This is a genomic window from Shewanella marinintestina (assembly GCF_023283845.1).
GTDB classification, from domain to species: domain Bacteria; phylum Pseudomonadota; class Gammaproteobacteria; order Enterobacterales; family Shewanellaceae; genus Shewanella; species Shewanella marinintestina.
In genome coordinates this window covers 134831-155298 of record NZ_JAKILC010000007.1, presented here as the reverse complement: position 1 = coordinate 155298, position 20468 = coordinate 134831, and the positions used below count along the sequence as shown (strand labels likewise).

Annotated in this window: 13 protein-coding genes; 10 read left to right on the top strand and 3 right to left on the bottom strand. The window is 43.1% G+C overall.

Annotated features, from left to right (window positions below; translation table 11 throughout):
- Positions 1–232: 232 nt before the first annotated feature.
- From L2747_RS09945 to L2747_RS09915, 7 genes are all read left to right on the top strand, one after another.
- A complete protein-coding gene (locus L2747_RS09945; protein ID WP_248998881.1) occupies positions 233–1453 on the top strand; it encodes an adenosylhomocysteinase in 1221 nt (406 codons plus the stop codon).
- Positions 1454–1846: 393 nt separating this feature from the next.
- Positions 1847–4444 carry an acylase gene (locus L2747_RS09940; protein WP_248998880.1) on the top strand — a complete coding sequence of 866 codons (2598 nt, stop codon included), beginning with the start codon at positions 1847–1849 and terminating at the stop codon, positions 4442–4444.
- Between the two features lie 269 nt (positions 4445–4713).
- Positions 4714–5268 carry a hypothetical protein gene (locus L2747_RS09935; RefSeq protein WP_248998879.1) on the top strand — a complete coding sequence of 185 codons (555 nt, stop codon included), beginning with the start codon at positions 4714–4716 and terminating at the stop codon, positions 5266–5268.
- Between the two features lie 338 nt (positions 5269–5606).
- Entirely contained in the window at positions 5607–6182 is a 576-nt protein-coding gene (locus L2747_RS09930; protein WP_248998878.1) for an NAD(P)H-dependent oxidoreductase, read from the top strand.
- Between the two features lie 31 nt (positions 6183–6213).
- Positions 6214–7461 carry a NupC/NupG family nucleoside CNT transporter gene (locus tag L2747_RS09925; protein WP_248998877.1) on the top strand — a complete coding sequence of 416 codons (1248 nt, stop codon included), beginning with the start codon at positions 6214–6216 and terminating at the stop codon, positions 7459–7461.
- A 320-nt stretch (positions 7462–7781) separates the two neighbouring features.
- Entirely contained in the window at positions 7782–8444 is a 663-nt protein-coding gene (locus L2747_RS09920; protein WP_248998876.1) for a DUF2076 domain-containing protein, read from the top strand.
- Between the two features lie 276 nt (positions 8445–8720).
- Entirely contained in the window at positions 8721–10763 is a 2043-nt protein-coding gene (locus tag L2747_RS09915; RefSeq protein ID WP_248998875.1) for a S9 family peptidase, read from the top strand.
- Positions 10764–10846: 83 nt separating this feature from the next.
- Here the strand turns inward: L2747_RS09915 and L2747_RS09910 are convergent, their stop codons facing one another.
- Positions 10847–12688: a carboxypeptidase-like regulatory domain-containing protein gene (locus tag L2747_RS09910; RefSeq protein WP_248998874.1), complete on the bottom strand. Its 1842-nt coding sequence runs from the start codon at positions 12686–12688 to the stop codon at positions 10847–10849.
- A gap of 495 nt (positions 12689–13183) precedes the next feature.
- Positions 13184–13549 carry a DUF805 domain-containing protein gene (locus L2747_RS09905; protein ID WP_248998873.1) on the bottom strand — a complete coding sequence of 122 codons (366 nt, stop codon included), beginning with the start codon at positions 13547–13549 and terminating at the stop codon, positions 13184–13186.
- A gap of 716 nt (positions 13550–14265) precedes the next feature.
- On the opposite strand from L2747_RS09905, the gene L2747_RS09900 reads away from it, so the two are divergent.
- The 3 genes from L2747_RS09900 (at position 14266) to L2747_RS09890 (ending at position 19310) form a co-directional block, all read left to right on the top strand.
- Positions 14266–14949: a C-GCAxxG-C-C family (seleno)protein gene (locus L2747_RS09900; RefSeq protein WP_248998872.1), complete on the top strand. Its 684-nt coding sequence runs from the start codon at positions 14266–14268 to the stop codon at positions 14947–14949.
- 9 nt (positions 14950–14958) lie between these two features.
- Entirely contained in the window at positions 14959–15429 is a 471-nt protein-coding gene (locus L2747_RS09895) for a hypothetical protein (RefSeq protein ID WP_248998871.1), read from the top strand.
- A gap of 299 nt (positions 15430–15728) precedes the next feature.
- Positions 15729–19310, top strand: a complete 3582-nt coding sequence (locus L2747_RS09890; protein ID WP_248998870.1) for a hypothetical protein — start codon at positions 15729–15731, stop codon at positions 19308–19310.
- Positions 19311–19355: 45 nt separating this feature from the next.
- Here the strand turns inward: L2747_RS09890 and L2747_RS09885 are convergent, their stop codons facing one another.
- A complete protein-coding gene (locus L2747_RS09885; RefSeq protein ID WP_283107246.1) occupies positions 19356–20432 on the bottom strand; it encodes a linear amide C-N hydrolase in 1077 nt (358 codons plus the stop codon).
- Between the last annotated feature and the right edge of the window lie 36 nt (positions 20433–20468).

Here is a 20468-nt window from a genome sequence, read left to right as displayed (position 1 = left end):
TCCAGAATGGCGAGTTTTAGCGGTTCTGATGCTGTTTAACGAGCTTGACCGTAGAACAACTATGCTCTTCTCTCGTTGCCTTGCCTCAGAACAGCTAAACTCTCGCTGAGTGACTAAGTATTTATACTGATTGGTATTAGTTCTTTGTTGGAAAGAGTATTGTTCAATATGTGAAATTGTTAAAACAACGGCCCTAGTCAATGATGAATAAACAATAACAAGGATATTCATCATGACAACAGATACCACTACACCCCATATTGATTGCGAAATCGCCGATATTAACTTAGCACCACTTGGCAGAAAACGGATTGATTGGGCCCGTGCCCATATGCCAATTATGCGCAATATTATCGAGCGCTTTGAAAAAGAGCAGCCATTTAAAGGCTTAACAATTGGTATTTGTTTACACGTAGAAGCAAAAACGGGTGTTTGGCTTGAAGCTTTAACCAAAGGCGGCGCAACCGTGGCGATCACCGGCTCACCAGGGACGACTCAAGATGAAACCGTAGCGGCTATTGTTGCTGATTACGGTGTGCATGTTTATAGCCAGCGCAACGAGAGCTTTGCTGACCACTTACGTTATTGCCAAAAAGTACTCGACCATCAGCCAGATATTATTTCTGACAATGGCGCCGACCTGCATGAGCTGCTATTTACCTTGCCACAAAACCAACATCTCATCGCCAGTTTGCTTGGCGCAACTGAAGAAACGACCACAGGTGCTAACCGCCTGCGTGAAGACTTTAAATCAGATAAATTTGCGACCTTAATCATTAACGACACTCAGGCAAAACGCATTATTGAAAATCGTTATGGCGTAGGTTCATCGGTTGTCGATGGCATTATGCGCGCCACCAACGTGATGCTCCATGGTAAAAAAGTACTGGTCATAGGTTATGGATATTGCGGCAGCGGCACAGCACAAAGACTTAGAGGTATGGGCGCCCATGTCACTGTGGTTGAACCTAACCCTCTAACAAGGTTAGAAGCGCATATGGAAGGCTTCTATACCGCATCCCTTGAAGAAGCCCTACCGAATGCCGACATGGTGATCACTATCACTGGTCGTGACAAGGTGCTCGATAAGCAACATTTTGAGCTAATGGCCGACAACGTGATTATTGCCAATGCAGGCCATTTTCAACGTGAAATCAACCTGCCAGCACTAACTCAACTTGCAGAAAAAGTTGAACAAATTCGCCCGCATGTAAAAGGCTATCACTTTAACGATAAAACCCTGTTTGTGTTATCTGACGCAAACCTCGTCAACCTTGCCGCCGGTGATGGCAATCCGATTGAAATTATGGATCTGGGGCTTGCTCTGCAATCATTAAGCCTTGAGCGCATTGCACTTAATGCTAAATCGTTAACGCCAATGCCGCAGCCAGTACCTCACGATATTGAACTGGATGTCGCCGCACTTGCCTGCCAATACTGGATTAATCATTAACGGGCTTTAAAACCATCTAATCACTCTACAACTCATCAAGGCGGCTATGACTCTATAGCTGTCTTCTCCGTCAACAATTAGCAATTTCGCCAATCAATCTCACCACAATCCCCCTAATCCTAGCCATTTATACCACTAACTAGCTCTTTGGCAGCCGAGTGATTGCTTACTAAGAATTAAGCACAAGCAAATGTTACCCATATGTAGACAAACGTTTAAATGACTGGTTAACTAACACGCATGCCCTTGCTGTATTTGATAAAAACATTTTGGGTACTTATTCGTGCATCAGTTCAATAAGTATATGTTTTTCAGTCAAAATTAGGACATCCGACATAATAAAAGTATCCATCAACATTGATTGGTGGAACAACAAATAAAAAGGATCTTTTAATGCGCTTAAATAAGTTAGTGATCGCTTTAGGGATAGCTTCAACATTTACATTAGTAGGTTGTGGCTATGATGAAACAGACAAAAGTGATTCGCTATTTGTGCCAGAACCGACTCCAGAAGTTATTCCGCCACTACAAGCTTTTGCACCTGACGGTAAGCTTGCAGCCCAAATTCGTCGTACCGCTTATGGCGTGCCTCACATTAAAGCCGATAACCTTGAAAGCTTAGGCTTTGGTAGCGGGTATGCTCAAGCTCAAGACAACCTTTGTGTGCTAGCCGATGGCTTTATTAAAGCTAACTCTGAACGCTCTATGTACTTTGGTCCGCACGCCTCGCTAGATTTCACAACAGGTTTACCTACCACTGAAGATAACGGTAACTTAATTTCTGACTTTGCTTACAAAGCCCTTAAAATCCGCGAAAAAGCTGAAACACAATACCCAAGCTTTAGTTATAACTCGCGAGCATTAATGGAGGGATTTAGTGCCGGTTACAACCAGTTCTTAGCCGATGTCGAAACTGGCACACAAACCGCGGAACCCTTTTGTGCTGGCCAGCCTTGGGTGAAGCCCATTGATGGTGTTGATGTTGCCAACTATTTATTCTCTATTGCACTGCTTCCTGGCGCAGCTAACTTCCTTGATCTGATTTTTTACGCCAATCCAGGCGATGGTCAAGAGTATCTACCACGCATTATTGGTCCTGCTCCCACTCAAGCACAAACCGCGTTTATTGAAGATGTGAATAGCAAATTTGTTGCATTCCAAAACGCGATTACCACGCCAGAAACCAATCCGCGAGATCTAGGTTCAAATGGTTGGGGTCTTGGTAAAGACAAAACCGAAAACGGTAAAGGTATGGTATTGGGGAATCCACACTTCCCACATACGGGTAACCTACGCTTTTGGCAGTCACACTTGACCATTCCGGGGCATATTGATGTGATGGGCGGCTCATTAGTCGGCATGCCAGCAGCCATTAATATTGGCTTTAACAAAGATGTGGCTTGGACACATACTTTCTCTACTGCAGAGCACTTTGTACTTTACAACCTAGAGCTAGTTAGTGGCGATCGCATGCAATACCTGTTTGACGGTGAAGCTATGCCTATCACTAAAGAAACGGTACAGATCTTAGTTAACGGTGGCCCTGCGGGCATGTTAGTCGCAGAAAAAGACATCTACACCACGCCAAAAGGTCCAATCGCTGAAGCGCCTGCGACCCAAGCACCATTTGGTTGGGATGACGGTCAAGCCTATATGCTACAAGATGCCAATATGGCTAATAAAGATCCTATCGATCACTGGTTAGCCATGAACCGTGCAACCAATAAAGATGAATTCCAGCAAGCCTTTAAAGACTTTGATGGGGTGATTTTCAATAACACCATGTACGCAGACAAAGAAGGTAACGCATTTTATATTGATGACTCGACGGTTCCAGGCCTATCAGGTATCGCCATTAGCTTGTTAAAGTCTAATCCCGATATTATTGCCGCCCGTCAGCAAGCAGGCTTTACCATTTTGCCGGGTAATACCTCTATGTTTGCTTACGACGCACCACTGGCCTACGAATACGCGCCAAAGCTTGAACGTACTGACTTTGTACAAAACTCAAATAACTCATTTTGGTCAACTAACCTTGAAGCGCCGCTTGAGGGCTACTCTGCCATGTATGGGCCAGAGCGTGGTCAGCAATCACTACGTACCCGTATGGCGCTTAAGTTGATGGCAGAAGCTGCTGGTGAAGACGGTAAGTTCAATATCGATGAATTGGAAGCTGCAGCACTGGGTAATGATATCTATCTTAATAGCTTAGTGTTTAGCGATTTAATCGCTCAATGTGAAGCTCAAGGTAATACGCCAGTGATGGTCAGCGCGAGCCAATCAAAAGATATCAGCGCTGCCTGCGCCGCTTTAAAGCAGTGGAATGGCAAGCAAGATAACGACAGCATTGGCGGCGCGCTGGTACGTGAGTTCGCCCATCAGTTTGATCAAGCAAGCATGCTAAGCGTGGCATTTGATTTTGAAAATGCAGCAACAACGCCTAACACCCTAGCGACGGACGGTAGTGCATTAGTTGCCTTAGCAAAAGCAGCGCTAAATGTTGAAGCCGCTGGCTTTGATGTTGATGTGGCTATGGGCACAGTGCAATTTGTTGAAAAATCACTGCCAGACGGCATGCCATCAGGCAATAAACTACCTTGGCCGGGCACTCATAACGCAGAAGGTGGCTTTAACGTGTTCTCAACTAGCTTAAGTGGTGATGACACGCTAGTGCCACAACATAGCTACGCCGCAGTAATGGACGCAGTAACCGGCAAGCCACTCGCATCAGGATTATCTGAGCAAGGTTACGCTATCCGTTACGGTTCAAGTTGGATGATGGCAGTGAGCTTTACCAATGACGGTCCTGTTGCCAAAGGTATTTTAACTTATTCGCAATCAAGCAATATGATGAGCGCAAACTTCAATGACCAAAGTGAACTTTACTCAAACAGCAAGCAGTTCCGTCCTTTCTTGTTTAATGAAAGTGACATTGCCGCAGCGGTAGAATCAACCACTGAGCTAAGCGCACAAAAAGTGCAAGTGCAGTAGTTAAGTTAGTTTCTTTAAGGTTAATCAAGCGCCATAACAGCGCTGTGGGTTAATCAACATGATGCAAAAAGCAGCCATTTAGGCTGCTTTTTTATTGTCTCGCAATTATCTACTAAAATAACATTCGTAAAAGCTTAAAGTTTAATTACTTATTTTTCAAAACCTTAATTACTTAACCAAACTTGCTCCAGTTCACATTCCAGTGCATGATTTAATTAAAGTGCCCATAGAGCATCAAGATAATCAAACGAGATGACAAGGAAGGCTACATGCGTATTCTACTTTGGTTCGCCGCTGTGTTTGTTGCGATAAGTTTGCTGCTGTTATCACTAAAAACTCAAGCGACGGTAAAGAGGCTTACGCAAACAGCTGTAGCGACACCAGCAACGAATTCAGCTAACGCAACTTATTCAAATAAGCCAGATAATGAAACCGTAATGACCACAATTACACTCAATAAGTACTTAGGTGGCACAGAAGGCAAACTCAATAATAAGTCAGCACTCAATTTTAAGTTCACCGATACCAATGGCAGTGCAACCAATAGCTGCAGCATTATCACCACCGACAATTATCTGCGGCACTCTAAAAACCGCTTAGAGAACATTAACCTTAGTGAGAAAAACTTCTACTTTGACTGCACTTGGAATGGTCGCTATTACTTTTTATCCAATCGGGTAAGAACCTATGCAGAGGTGATCATTAAGCAACCCGATAGCCAGTTTCCGATGTCGATGCATATTGAGGCCAAGCTAGTCAGCTTAACTGGCGAACAAGTCGAAATTATTAGCGGCGATATTTCACTAAGGCGTAATCAAAGATAGAAGTGGGCCAAAAGGCTCCCTACTAAATAAGCAGTAAAACAGCATTAGAGAATTGAGCTGATAATAGTTTAGCGTTAGCAATATTATTACTACTGGCTAAATACGCCGCAAACCGTCTAATAATCACCCGGCAACCAAAGGGTAAGTGTGACTCGCCCACCAATATCCTATCAAGTTAATCCACATTAATAGGCGTCTGTGCAATATTAGCGCGCCGCAGATCTAGACCTGATAAAAGGTCAACTTTATAAAACTAATATTAACCTCAAAAACAATGGTTTTGAGGACGACTGCGCGCACTTATTTATGATTTTTAGACGACTTTAAGTGTACACAAAATGAATGACACCAACAGCAATGTGCTATTGATCTCGGGCCATCCCGACCTCAAACGCTCCGTTGCAAATACCGAAATACTTAAACTGCTAGCAAATACTAGCCAGATTAAGATCCATCAACTTGATGAGGCCTGCCAAGGCTTTCGAATTGATGTTGCCGCTGAACAAGCCTTACTGACTCAAGCCGATACGATTGTTTTCCAGTTTCCACTTTACTGGTCAACCTATCCGGCATTGATGAAGCTGTGGTTTGATGAAGTGTTTACCTACAACTTTGCCTTCGGTCCTAACGGCGACAAGCTAAAAGGCAAAAAAGTGATCTTATCGATTACCTGTGGTGCAACTGAAAACTCCTATCAACCAGGTGAGTTTAACTTCTTGCCTATTGAGCAGTATTTACAAGCCGCTATGCATCCCGTTAAGGCTGCACAAATGGAAATTGTCGATACGGTTATCACCTTCGAGATGAATTCAACACCTGATGAAGGCGGCGATCAAAACACCGTTATGCAATTAGCTCAACAACACGTAGAGCGCTTAATCCATTTACTCAACCAACTGAGTCAATCAGCTTAATTAATCAAATAAACAATAGGTTATAACTATTATGTTTCAATCCATATTAGGTATCGTAGCGTTACTTGTCGTGGGCTACCTTTTCTGTAATGCTAAAAAACAAGTTAACTGGCGTACCGTCGGTGGCGCGCTAATCATCCAATTGACCATTGCAGGCTTTGTGTTGGCCACCAGCTTTGGCGAAAGCGTATTGCTGTCTTTATCTAACGGCGTTGCTAACGTTTTAGGCTTCGCGTCTAAAGGTATTAGCTTTGTCTTCGGTAACCTAGTGACTTTCCAAGTTGAAAACCTAGGTTTTATCTTTGCTTTCCAAGTACTACCAGCGATTATCTTTACTGCGTCACTGGTGAGCTTACTGCACTACATGGGCATAATGGGCTTTGTGGTTAAAGTGCTAGGTGGTGGTTTACAAAAGCTTATTGGTTCATCTAAAGCGGAATCAATGAACGCCATAGCCAACACAGTATGCGGTCAAACTGAAGCGCCACTCTTTGTTAAGCCTTGGCACCAACACCTAACTAAGTCTGAAATTTTTGCCATTATGGTTGGCGGTCTAGCCTCTATCGCAGGCTCTGTATTAGCAGGCCTTGCTGGCATGGGCGTTGAAGTTCGCTACTTGGTTATGGCGTGTTTTATGAGTGCCCCAGCCGGTCTACTATTTGCGAAGTTAATGATCCCAGAAACTGAGCAACCTGTTAACGACACGCCAGCACTTCCTGATGATGAAAAGCCATCAAACTTTATCGACGCTATTGCTAAAGGTGCTATCGCCGGTATGCAAATTGCTGCGGTAGTGGGTGCAATCCTTATCGCCTGTATTGGTTTAATGGCGATGCTAAACAGCCTGATTGGCTGGGCTGGCGGCTTGTTTGGCTTTGAGGGGGTGACCCTTGAACTACTAATGGGCATCGCCTTCTCGCCTATCGCTTGGTTAATTGGCGTACCTTGGGCTGAAGCTAACGTTGCGGGTAACTTTATTGCACAAAAGCTAGTACTTAATGAGTTTGTAGCTTACGCAGGTTTTGCACCTTACATTTCAGGTGAAACCCTTGTTGCTGCTACGGGTGAAGTGATGTCACCAAAATCAGTGGCTATCATCACTGTAGCGTTATGTGGCTTTGCTAACATCGGCTCAGTATCTATGGTGGTTGCAGCGTTAAGTACCATGATCCCTAACAAGTCTAGCTACATCGCATCTGTTGGTATGAAAGTACTGTTAGCAGCGACTTTAGCTAACTTACTATCAGCTACGGTTGTCGGTCTATTTATGTCTTTCTAAGACCATAACCGACCAACTGAAAATGCTTACCCTGTTTTGGGGTAAGCATTTTTTTACCACTTAGCATATCTTAACTTTTCCTAGCTTCCTCGGTTCCTTATTTCCCTTCTCTATACTGATTAAATCCTAAACAATTTTAGATAAAACTCTCTTAATCTTTGTAAGTTTTTAAAGCTGCTTGTTTGTTAATTGTTGTTAACTGATAGTTATTTAAGCTTTTGATTAGCTAATCAATTATTAGTTATACGCACGATGTGAACCTTAGGCTAGGATGCGCGTCAAATACGTAAAGACGTATCCTTACATTTAGGAATTTGACAATGACTCCGCAAGAACAAGAACTAATCCAAAACGTAGCTAACAAACTAAAAGCTAGCCCAAATAAGCCAAAAGATGCTGAAGCAGAAAGTCTAATTGGCCAAGAGATCGCATCTCAAGAAGACATCGTTTATAAGCTAACTCAAGCGGTAATCATACAAGAGATGGCATTAAAAGATATGAAGTCTAAAAATGACTTCCTAGAGTCTCAAGTTGAGCACTTTAGAAAAGAATCTGAGCGTGGCACATTAAGCCGTATGATGGGCGGTACTAACCCTGCACCAGTGCAACCACAACCAATTCGCCAACCAAGTGCTTTTGGTAGCTTTATGCAAACTGCTGCAGGTGTTGCCGCAGGTATGGTTGCCGGCAACCTTATCAGTAACGCACTATTTGGTGACGAAGCTCCAGCAACAGCAGAAGCCGCACCAGAAGTTGCTCCAGAAGCGCCAGCAGAAGCACCAACTGAGACTGCAGCGGCGGATACCGCAGCACCTGAAGACACAGGTTCAAGCTTCTTAGATGACAACTCTGGTTTTGCTTCTGAGTATGCAAGCGAAGACACTTTTGCTAACACAGGCTTTGGCGGTGATGAAAGCTTCGGCGGCTTTGATGACGCTGGCTTTGGCGATAGTGATTTCGGTGGCGATGACGAAGACTTTTAATCTCGCTTAATCGCAGCGAGTATCATAGCTAAAACCACACAAGCTAATGGCGGCTGAACTCAAGGTTCAGCCGCCATTTTTATTTCAATCTAACTCTCTTCTACTTTTATTCTCAGCAATTAATCTTTATTTAAAGCAGTTGTGTAACCATCTGCAACAGCCTCTTGATATTGATATCCTTTTTGTAATATTCGCAGCTATACTAGCTTCGCCAGTAACAAGCTGGCTAAAACACTAATAAAAAACTCAACAAATTGCTCCTAAGGAGAACCACTCGTGAAGAAAGCCGGGATCCTGTTACTGTCTATGCTAATGCCTATGGCAAGTGCGTATGCAGAATCAACTAAACCCCTTTCGGTTGATGTGCTGTGGCAACTAAACCGTATAGGCAGTCCAATTATTTCACCGGACGGCGACAAAGTCGTTGCGCCTGTAACCCAATATGATGTGCCTGAAGACAAAGGCTCAACCCAGCTTTGGTTGTTTGATAAAGATGGTGATAGCCAGCAAGCACTGACAGCTAAAGGCATGCGTGCAAGCGAAGCCACCTTTTCACCTGATGGGAAAACACTAGCGTTTATCAGTAAGCGTGATGACGATAAAGCCGGCCAAGTATACCTGCTGCCAATGACGGGACCAGGTGAAGCGCAAAAGCTAACTGATGTGCCAGGCGGCGTATATGGCATGAAGTGGGTAGGTAAACACATCTACTTTATCAGCCGTATTTTCCCGGGGAAGAACTGGGATGAGATGACAGAACAGCTAAAAGCCGATAAAGACACTAAGGTTTCAGCACACCAATGGACCGAGCTGCCTTATTCAAGCTTTGACCATTGGATTGATGAAGACCGTCAGGCCCACGTGTTCCGTATCCCTGCGACCGGCGGTGAGATTGAAGCCATTACTCAACCACTGAGTCAGCAGTTACCACGCTCATCGCAAAGCGCATCAAGCTATGATATCGCGCCAAACGAGCAGTGGATTGCCTTTACCGCCAACGGCTGGGATCAAGCTAAGCAGACCCGCGAAGTTGATCCTAAGATTGATATTTTCTTAGCGAAAATCGGTAGCGACAAAGCTGAAAACTTAACCCCAGACAACGAAGCGCCAAATAGTAACCCGCAGTTTAGCCCTAACGGCAAAACGTTAGCCTTTACTCAGCAGTTAATTCACGGTTTCTACGCAGATACCTCGCGCCTAGTGTTGATGGACATGAAAAAACGTCAACCAAAGGTGATTAACGACACTTGGGATCGCTCGGTATCACGCTTTGGCTGGACCAAAGACAGCAAAGGTTTTTACGCCGCAATTGATGATGCTGGCACTAGCCGCATTTATCATATCAATGCTAAAAACGGCAAAGTAAAAGCGATCACCAAAGACACCAACTTTGGTAAGCCGGTGATGGCTGAAGACGGTACTATCGTTGCAACTAACGACAGCTTCTTGTATCCAGCACGTCTTGTAACCATTAACCCACGCAACGGCAAGACCACACGCCTAGATAGCTTTAATGATGACATTCTTGCTGACGTTGATATGGGCACTTATGAGTCGGTAACCTACAAAGGCTATAACGATCAAGACATACAGATGTGGGTACACTACCCACCAAGGTTTGATCGCAGTAAGAAGTATCCATTAATGATGCTAATTCACGGCGGCCCACACAGCGCAATTACTGATGGTTTCCACTACCGCTGGAACGCGCAAACCTTTGCCTCTTGGGGTTATGTTACCGCATGGCCTAACTTCCACGGTTCAAGTGGCTTCGGCCAAGAGTTTGCTGACAGCATCAACCCAGACTGGAAGAACAAGTCACTAGACGATGTGCTGAAAGCAGCTGACTGGTTTGAACAAAAAGATTGGATCGATAGCGAACGTATGGTTGCTGGTGGTGCGAGCTACGGCGGCTATTTAACCTCGATTATCTTGGGTCAAGAGCATCCATTTAATGCGTTAATGATCCACGCGGCTGTGTACAACATGTACTCTCAAATGGCAGCTGACTTCTCAGTTCACAGTACTCGCTTCGGCAGCTACTGGGAAAAGCCTGAGATCTACAAGTCTATTTCTCCACATTACTTTGCAGAGAACTTTAATACGCCGACATTAGTGATCCACGGTCAGCTTGATTACCGTGTACCAGTTGGCCAAGGTTTTGAGTTATTCCGTACGCTACAAACCCGTGGAGTTGAGTCAAAGATGATCTACTTCCCTGATGAGAACCACTGGATCATGAAGCCTAATAACTCTATCTATTGGTACAACCAAGTAGAAGATTGGATGACTCGCTTTGCCGAGCCTGGTGGACGCTAACCTCGTTCAATAAAAGCAGTTGCTTATCTGTTTTATAAAAGCAAAGGCTGCCTATTGGCAGCCTTTTATCTTGTCTAAATCACTTATTTAGTCACGCTAACCTTATACCACTTAAGATCATCGTAACTTTCCCAGACCACGATGCCATCACTATTGCGTACATAGGCATTGAGATTAAACTGAGCGACCGCATCTACCTCTTTAAAGGTGTATTCCACCTGACAAGAGCCCCAATCGCTAATAATATAATCACCATTACCGCCGACATTATGATTTCCCGCTTTTTCAAAACGGCACTGCACGACATCATCTTGCGGGTCGGTATAGAGCGCCTTTAACTGATAGGTGTGATCCACTCGGACCATCACATCAGTCGCTGTAACGCCATCAATCAGTAAATCATCAACTATTGTAGGTTTTAACTGGGTGTCGAGTGGAATTTTAATCACCACCTCTTCACGCTCAGCAAGAAAATCTGAGTAGGTAAAATATTGAATTTCATAGTTGTAATGAGGATAAGCGATATCGGCTTCAAATAGAAAGTTGTCACCCTTTGGTAGCTCGGTAGTACTGTCTTTTCTACCAACTACGTGAAATTCGGTAATACGCTCATCAGGGCCTGTCACCTCGATATCAATCTGAACACTGCCATCGATGGCAATTGGCTGCTTTACTTCAACCAGCATATAAGTTGAGTCTGGCGGGTTATCAAATCGCTCATCACCTACAGTGACAGTTTCAACTTCAAACTCTTCAGGTTCAACATAATCTGCCATCATAAACTGCATCGAAGCACGAGCGTCAGTCGTACCATCTAAACCAAAGAAACCGTCATCATTACTTAGTTCTGCAAAAATCGATATCATGTACTCAAAGGTATCAGCTTTGGTAATTGTGTGTTGGTACTGATATACACCGTTCCCAATAACAACCTTTTCAGTCTCTGGGCGGTAATTAACGCTAAATTTAGCCGTTATCGGGCGATTGTTAGGATCTTCAGCTTTCAGCTCGACCCATACGCTATCACCTACTGCATACTCAGTATTAATATCGCTAGAGTACCAATGAAAATCTTGCCAAAAACCTTGATGCTTGGCTTCATGGTTGAGATTCACCTCAGTGATAATCGGGTCTTGGTGCATTCTAAACGCGCCAATCGAGTCATCAAACTCTTCAATCTCAACCAGAGTACGAGTCCAGATATTAGAACCATCAAGGGCAATATCATCGGCCTTTAGCGTATAAGTCCCCGTTGGAATACGATCAAATGAGAATTTACCATTATCATCAGTAACCGTTTCAAACTCACCATACTTACCTTGTAATTGTACTTTCACACCCGCAAGCGATACTCCATCGCTATCGGTATAAGAAAAGTCTGGCTCGCCGTCACCATCAATATCGATTAAACGATCTGCAACCATGTCGCCATCAACATCGATGTTAAGATCGCTAATACCATCAAAATCTTTATCGATATTTATATCTGCTTTAGCGTCACAGCTCATATCAACGTTAAGATAAATACCTTCTCTGGCAGTGACGATATTCAACTCACCTAACTTGTCGCCATTAAGGTCGATGTTGTAATAAAGGTTACCCGCATCATCCGTCAGGTTAGTCTCTGCCATACCATCTTGATCGTAATCTTGGTTATATAAACTTGGCTCGATTAAACTGTTATAAACATCGCCACATACATGCCAAATATCTAACTCAGCTTCACCTTGCTCGCCGTTTTCAGCACTATAACTTGTGCCACGTCGAGAGTTAACTTGAGCTAGTGCTTCATCATCAAAAAGATAGGCGTCTGCAACCACAGAGCCTTGAACTTTGATACCTTGATCTTTATTACTGTCGCTACCACCGCCACAAGCTGAAAGCGTAGACAAAGCAAAAGAAATGAAAAGAAATTTTTTAATCATGATTCTTCTTAAAATAGTCGATAAACGACTGCTTATCCCCAGAGGGTTGGATTAAGCAGTGCCACAATAGATTATTACGGCGAGAGATTATATACAGCTAACAAGGGTTATGGCAGATAATTAAGTAGCAAAATATTGATTAGATATTTATCGTATTTTGAGTCAGCACTAATGAAAAATAGATTAGATGTCATAACCATTAAGTTAGCCTACAAGAACGGAAAAACTAATCATTCAACTACATGCCCAAAGCGGCAGCTTGCTCGTACTTTGGCAGCTAAAGAGTAATCTTAATGTCTTAAATGTTACCTATGAGTATAACTAAGTAGAAGATCGGATTATTCACTTTACTGAACCGGGCAGACGTTAATCTGGCTTGATAATTTAACAAAATAAAAAGCCTGTCAGTTAACACTGACAGGCTTTTTTATCTTCGTTGCTCGCAGCTCTAGACAGTCATACAAGATCAGGTTCGAGGTCAAGCCTGTTTAAGATTCAAGCGAATTTAGGGCTATTTCCCCATTTATTCTCTTCTGTTTTGCTATCAAGCACACAGAAGATCAATACAGTAATCACACCAATAATAGGGATCAATAAAAGCAGTAACCACCAACCACTTTTATCAATGTCATGCAGGCGGCGAACCGATAGTGCGAGTCCTGGAATAAATACCGCTAACGAATATAGACCACTAAGTAGACCCAAGCCGGTTTCAAGATTAAAAGTACCGAACACAGTATCAAGTACGCTAAGTGTTATACCTACAATCAAATTAAATAGCGCAAACATCCAATACTCTTTGCGTCTAGAGCGCCCACTAAAGTCAAAATATTTTTTAAAGGCTAGAAGATACCAATCCATGTAAAATTCCTTTTCTTTCAACAGTAAAACCTTCCGCAGTCAATCTAAATTAGCTGATACTCAGGTTGCTTCCTGAAACATTTAAACAATAGACAGCAAAAATTTCAAGGCTAGTCGAAGTTTACAAGTGTAAATGTTCAGCACTCAGTCCTTTGTAAACTGTAACCATAAAATAACCTAAACTATAAATTAGATATATCACTGTTGGTTATAAATGAGTAAACCCTTTATTAATACTTAATCTATGTAGCGGCAAGATCACATTTAAAGTCAATCATTGAACATAATCATGTTTATATTTAAACGCTATTACAATTACAAATAATAGAAAACAAAAATAAGCCAAACCACTAAAATAATTAAATAAAATCAGTTTTAAACCTCAAAAAAAACTCAAAAACTAAATTATCGTCTTCGATCACAAACCATTATTAAATTTAACTCTAAATATATGGCGCGAAATATAAATCGCCATAAATATAATAGGGAAAGAAAATGATGAATAGACGTGATGCTTTAAAAAATTCGCTACATTCTCAGTTGTTAGCACTGGTAGTATCTTTGCTCCAGCAGTTTTAGCAGCCCCTCAGTGCAGCGGTAATGAGCCCATCGATTTCGGTAGCAATGGTAATGATGCCAAGTTACTCACTTACATAAAACTCGATCCGATGGTTGTCGCTAAGTTGGCTTATGCCGGCTATGACCGCGGAGGATGTATGTACGGTGTATTTGATGCGATCATAAAATCTCTTGCTGATGCAGGTCATGAAGATGCCTGCCGTTTTGCCGCAATCCCAACCAATATGGCAACCTTTGGTAAAGGCGGTGTATTTGGTATGGGATCTATTTACGGCTGTGTGAACGCTGCTGCTATGGCGATAAATTTACTTGCGGGTATTAATCCATCCGCTGTAAGTCGCGCACTATTTCGCTTCTATGAAAAGTCAGAGATGCCTAGGGGGGATAGCGCTTTCTTAAGCGCTATTGGGGCACCTACCCGCAAAACAGATGATGGCACACTGTTAGAAGCAAATTTAATAGGTAAATCAATTGCTGGCTCAACACTTTGCCATACTTCGGTCACCTTATGGTCCAAAGCAAGTCAATTTGGTTCTAGTCATCAAGCTAAGTTCGAGCGCTGTGCCCAAGTCACAGCTGAAGTCGCTTACATGTTGGTGACTTACTTAAACCAGTCCTTAGAAGGCACTTTAGACGCAGAGCTTGTTGCACCAGCCAACCAAGAGTGTAAAGGCTGCCATAGCTCTACTGCTCGTGAACCTGACACATATTTAGGAACTGATGTTAATTCAACACTTGAGTGTCAGTCATGTCATAGCTCACATGATATGGCAGGCGGAGTACCTGTGCATGCAGAGTTAACTTGTGCAGATTGTCACTAGGAGTTTGTCATGAAAAAACTTTTTTCAATGTTAGCACTGACACTTGCATTGACAGCTTGTGGTAGTGACGACGATGACACCCCATCAGTCGATATAGATTCAGCAACAGTGTTAAAAGTGACTCAAATTGAGTTCGACAACGCTAGTCATACCTTTACTTTTAGTCTAAACGACGGCGCTGGACTACCAGTCACTGGTGCGGAAAACGCTAAATATAAAATGATGTATCTTGGCCATACTCCAGCAACGGTAACTGCATTTTCAGTACCTTGGCATCACGCTGTTTTATGCAGTGCAGGTTTTGAAGTCGAAGGGAGTTGTATGGGAGAATTGAAAGAAAAAAGTCTAGGTAACTATAGTTTTACCCCTGATACAGTACCTACTGAAACTTGGCAAAATAAACGCTTAGCAATAACAATTGCAGGAGCGCTTAGACAAAACAAAGCTGAGGTTATAATAATAGACAGCAACGCAAGTTAAGAGTTAGTCCATTTTATAATCCCCTTGGTTGTAAAAGTGCAAAGTTATGAAAATTAAAGGCTGCCAAAATAGGCAGCCTTTTTTTATATCATGAACGGGGCGCCGTTGTGGTAGGAGAATCTTAAGTCATTAGGCCTATCATTATAACTTCACCCAAAGCCCTTGACCAAGACAACAAACCAGCAACAACTTTTACACCTAAGCAACTGTCATTGAAAAACTAATAAGTTATCCTCTGAGCAATTTCAATGGTGAATCCATAGAAAATGGAATTCATTCAGCTTTAACAGGACGTTAGTATGGACACATTTGCCCACCTACAAGTAATCGAGTTTAACCGCCACCATCCTTCGAGCATCGAGCGAGCTTTAAAAACCTATCAAGCCAAACTAGAAGCGCATCAAGCTTTTGATAGAAGCGGTCGATTCAACTTAATGTTTATGGATAATAGCAGCGGCACAGTCGAGCCCCTACAACTGGACATGCTGCAAGATAAACAGCTAGTAATGGCAGCGTTAGCGCTAAACCCAGACGGCGGTCTACTAAGTAGTTATGTGGTAAGTGATGAACGTCTGCTGTATCTGTCTGAAACCCTGTTATTTGCCCTAGCTCTTGAGCATGGATCGCTAATATCTCAGCTACGAAAAACAGCGCAAGCTATGGTGAATTACGCCCGCTTTGAAAATGATACCAATAAGATGTGGCTTGATCATTCTCGGATATTTGGCGCAGAAGCGCTTTACATTATGGCGGCCAAAGACGCTAACGATGCTGTTTATTTAGCGCAGTTTTTTATCCCCTATTGGGATGATGAACATGCAACAGGCTACGGCGATATGCTGCTAAGCCTGCTAGAGCAACATGGTTGGTGTGAGGCGATGATTAACGCCTTTATCTGGTGTGATAATCCACACTTTAGATTTGCCTTTTACGGCAGTGATTGGGAACAGCCAGCTCCAAGATACGAGCCACTAGGGGATTACTTAAAAGCTAATCCAACACAATACCCACGCTTTATAGAGTTAGTTAAGCAGCGCTTTAATGCCTTACCAGTGTTAGTTTATAGCGCAGATGAGCCGCTTTATAAACAGAACCCCGTTTTGGACATCTATATCACCCTATTAGCGGATTGCTGCGGCCAATATGCTGAAGATAGAAATCAGGAACTCGCTAGGCTCTTTATTAATGATACTCTTGAAAATGAAGCGATAGATCTGCAAAACCAGCTAAAACTAGAACTTAGCAAACCACTATGTTGTTATGCTGCCAGCATTACCCAGCAACAAAAAGTCCGTGCTCAACGCAGCGATCGTGAAGAAGCACGCGACGAATATCTCGGCGGCCTAGAGATGTTCAACGAATTTATTCGTAGCCTTGATAATAGTGACGCCCTGCTCGCTTACATCTCAACAGGTAAAACCCCCGAAGTACTCGATGGCATTCAATCCTTTGACTTTGTTAAGCACTGCCAACAGCATGCATTATCACTGTTCGAAACTATCGACGAAACCTGCTGGGAGTTAGGTAACTTTAATTCTGTGCGAAAGAGCTTTCACGAACCGCTGCACTACCTCGCTAAAGACCTACAGCAAGATTTGGACGATGAGATGGATGCAGAGGCAATGTATGGCTTTATAATTCGAGTTAGTTCAGGTTCTGATAAAGCCTGCGCTGATGTTGAAGCCATGCAGGCTAACACCCAGCCTGAAAGCCAAGTGCGTAGCGCACAAACTATGCTGCGTTTTGTTGATATTTTCTATCGTTTATTCGGCCAGCAACCTTTTGATGACGAGCTATGCGATATGCTTACAGGAGAGTCGGTATATCAGGCAATTATCAGTGTTGAAGACTATTACGCTCGCTTTATGCCTATCGACGCAACACCAAAACTTGACTCAGGTGTAAGTCGAGCAGAGCAAAAAGCGCTTGAAAGTCTGCTCGATGAATATACTGACATAGAATACAGCCCTGTCACTGCCGAGATGCTTAAGCAAACCGATAAGCTATTTGCTAATCGCGCCTGCCTAAACTGCCAAGACTGGTCCGAGGATGAACTCGGCATCGATGCGCTTTGCGCCTACCTGCTGTTGCAAGATACGCTGAACAATATCAATGATGATTACACCCAAGCGTTACATGTAAGGCTAAATGGCGTATTCGAGCGAGCCGTTAACTTGATGCTAGAAAATACCGATATTTTAGGCGACGGTCCCTTTGATGAAAAAGGCTTAAACGAAAGCGAACAAGCACAAGTTAAAGCTTACTTTACCGAGGCAACGCCTCAGCTAAACCAGCAACAAGTGATTAATCTATTAAACCAACATCTTTACGGCCAAGATATCTGCCGCCAAGCCTTTCTATATTTCCCTAAAATTAGCCCTATGCAAAAAAGCTATAAGTTTTTAGATGACTATAATGATGACTATCAGCGAGTGGTGCTCATTTGCTTGTGGCTTAAACAGCTCAATAGCCCAGAATCGGTCATTGCTAAACGTATTTGGCAAATGCTTATCACCATGGCACCCATCAGAGTCGTGCATATTATTGCTAAGGCCTATAGCGAACATAGCCGCAAGCTGAGATTTGAGTCAGCTGTCGATGAGCAAAACTTTTTCGACATGTTAAACAGCCATGGCATAGATAAAGCCTTTACTTTGGCCTATCAAGTTGAGCAATTTAGCTCGAGCTCATCTCGCACTGAAGATTATCTGAACTTAATCGAGTTAATGGGTGAGTTAGAGAATGAGCAGCAAGGCATGATGGCAGCCACAAGACGTAATGATGCTAAGACTTTACTGCGCGGATTAGATTACAGCTACCAACCAACAAAGCTCGAGTTTCACAAACATGTGGCGATGCGCTTTCCAAGCATGCCTTTTGCTCTCGATAACGAACTAAAGCAATGTCTAGCCGACTTTATTAAGCTTAATCAAAACTCATGGGAAGAGGTGATTGCCAGCAAGTTTAGCGACAATGTGATCTTCTCTGACTTTGTTACCGACGAGGCTGAGCTACCTAAAAAGTTACGCTTTCAGGTCAAATTGCACCCTAACGCCGATATCAGCCAAAGCCGTAAGAACGATAGAATGGATTGGATCTACACAGAGGTCTTACAGCAGGTTGGCGATGAACTACTGGTTTTAGTAGCAGACAAAGACGCGTTTAAAGACGGTAATTTCTACGTTGGCGGTCAAGTTGTGATCCTCGATGACAAGGTAGACGCCCAAACCGTGATTGACGCAGTCAAAAACCTATCTACTCCAGAGGAACGCCAAAACCAAGTTAACCAAAACCTATGGGCCTATCTGCACGGCGAGCTAGATTATGCAGAGTTTGCACCGCAATTTAACCAGTATGTGAGCTATGAAACCACAGTCAACCTAAAAGAGTATCGTAGCCATGCACTGAGCCAATATGTATGGTTACTCGATGATGAGTGTTGCGGCCGTTTAGTTAAGTTGCTGGCAAATCACAGTTATCGCGCTTATAAAGTGATTACAGACGGGCTAGTCACAGGTTACATGGACATGCTTGCCCTGCAAGGAAAGATGGACTTAGCGACTCGCTTAGAATGCGATGAGGATGATTATGAAGAGGCGGCTTATCAAGCGCTACTTGATTGGTTGTTTAGCCAAAACGTTAAACCTGAGTACCTACTGCTATATATGATTAAAAGTTATCGCCCATGCATGGGAAAATATATTGCCGCAATGGCGCGCCGCGATGAAATCAAACCTTTGATATCATTCCTGCATATTGAAACCAAGGCAGCTTTAGTGGACATTCTTGCTAAGCAAAGCGATGGTACAGAATTTATGCCTCTGTTCGCCAAGGAGAAATCACGCCAAATCCGTGACAGAGTTGAGGTTGCACTAAGTTAAAACTAGCGATAAGGCTGAGTCATTACTCAGCCTTAAAGTTTATATCTACGCCTTAAATGGGTCTTCACAATCAATTAAGTGGTGATTCACTTCTCCCTCAAGTTCAGGGTGGTTGTTCAGTTCACCACTGACATTATTTACCGTTATCAATTTTACTCTTGCGCTATGGCTAGCATCAGCATTGAGCTTTAACCAAACAGGTATCATATTCAATGGATTTAAAAAATAATAAAGCCCTGCTTTGTGATCGCCAAGATTCGTCCAGCGTGTGCAAGTAGATTGTTCAGCTCGACTAGGGTTAAACGCAAATGGAATTGCCCCATTTTGCATCAGTGCTCGTGTTTGAGCTAAAACCTCCGCTGGACTTTGTACTTTATCTGAAAGGCTCAAGTAAAACGCTGCTCGCTCAAAACTTTGGGTTGCTGATATACCACCAGGAGCGGTAAGTACAGGCGTTGCGATGGCGGGAGTCGTTTGCCCCCATAGGTATTGCCAGTACTTTAAAATATCCAGCTGAGTTGGATAAGCTGGCTCATTGGTGACAATTTGATTCTCGTCACCCGCATAAACATGCAGCTCACCATTTTTAATCTCAATCACAGCGGAGTGACCCTGACTGTCAGAGACTGCAAGATGGATCTTATCCCATTGCAGATCTTTCGCTTTGCCACCTTCCGGGATCTTCTCTTTGATTAACTGCAAAGTGTTGCTCTTAGCATAGTTAACAACTTGGATAACATTGGCAAAACTATCGAGTATATATTGCGGCCAACGCAATATACTGATATTGCCGTTTTCCAAGTAATGCTTAGGCTTTCCATAGGTTGCAGGCGTGTCATATAACACATTAACCACTAAACCTTCAGAGTTCATTCCGTCAGTTGTCGCATAGCCCTGAATATCATTCCCCATCATTGAAACAGCACTCGCGTATTTAGATTTCCAGTGAAATATGACACTTGGGGCGAGATCCTTTTTAACGGCAGTCTTTTCCGATACCCCTTGTCTGCTAAGGCCTTGAGGAAATTGGAATAAATTAGCTTCAATAGGCCTAAACCAATTCATATTTCTTCCCGTTACTGGGTAGTCCGAATTAAGGTTATTTAATACTCTTAAGCACATATCAGTTCCTTTAATATCTCTTATTTTTGCTCGGAT

Bases quoted from the DNA above. Each gene is read 5' to 3' on its own strand.
- L2747_RS09945 (WP_248998881.1), top strand. From the start codon at position 233: ATGACAACAGATACCACTACACCCCATATTGATTGCGAAATCGCCGAT.
- L2747_RS09940 (WP_248998880.1), top strand. From the start codon at position 1,847: ATGCGCTTAAATAAGTTAGTGATCGCTTTAGGGATAGCTTCAACATTT.
- L2747_RS09935 (WP_248998879.1), top strand. From the start codon at position 4,714: ATGCGTATTCTACTTTGGTTCGCCGCTGTGTTTGTTGCGATAAGTTTG.
- L2747_RS09930 (WP_248998878.1), top strand. From the start codon at position 5,607: ATGAATGACACCAACAGCAATGTGCTATTGATCTCGGGCCATCCCGAC.
- L2747_RS09925 (WP_248998877.1), top strand. From the start codon at position 6,214: ATGTTTCAATCCATATTAGGTATCGTAGCGTTACTTGTCGTGGGCTAC.
- L2747_RS09920 (WP_248998876.1), top strand. From the start codon at position 7,782: ATGACTCCGCAAGAACAAGAACTAATCCAAAACGTAGCTAACAAACTA.
- L2747_RS09910 (WP_248998874.1), bottom strand. From the start codon at position 12,688: ATGATTAAAAAATTTCTTTTCATTTCTTTTGCTTTGTCTACGCTTTCA.
- L2747_RS09905 (WP_248998873.1), bottom strand. From the start codon at position 13,549: ATGGATTGGTATCTTCTAGCCTTTAAAAAATATTTTGACTTTAGTGGG.
- L2747_RS09900 (WP_248998872.1), top strand. From the start codon at position 14,266: ATGTACGGTGTATTTGATGCGATCATAAAATCTCTTGCTGATGCAGGT.
- L2747_RS09895 (WP_248998871.1), top strand. From the start codon at position 14,959: ATGAAAAAACTTTTTTCAATGTTAGCACTGACACTTGCATTGACAGCT.
- L2747_RS09890 (WP_248998870.1), top strand. From the start codon at position 15,729: ATGGACACATTTGCCCACCTACAAGTAATCGAGTTTAACCGCCACCAT.
- L2747_RS09885 (WP_283107246.1), bottom strand. From the start codon at position 20,432: ATGTGCTTAAGAGTATTAAATAACCTTAATTCGGACTACCCAGTAACG.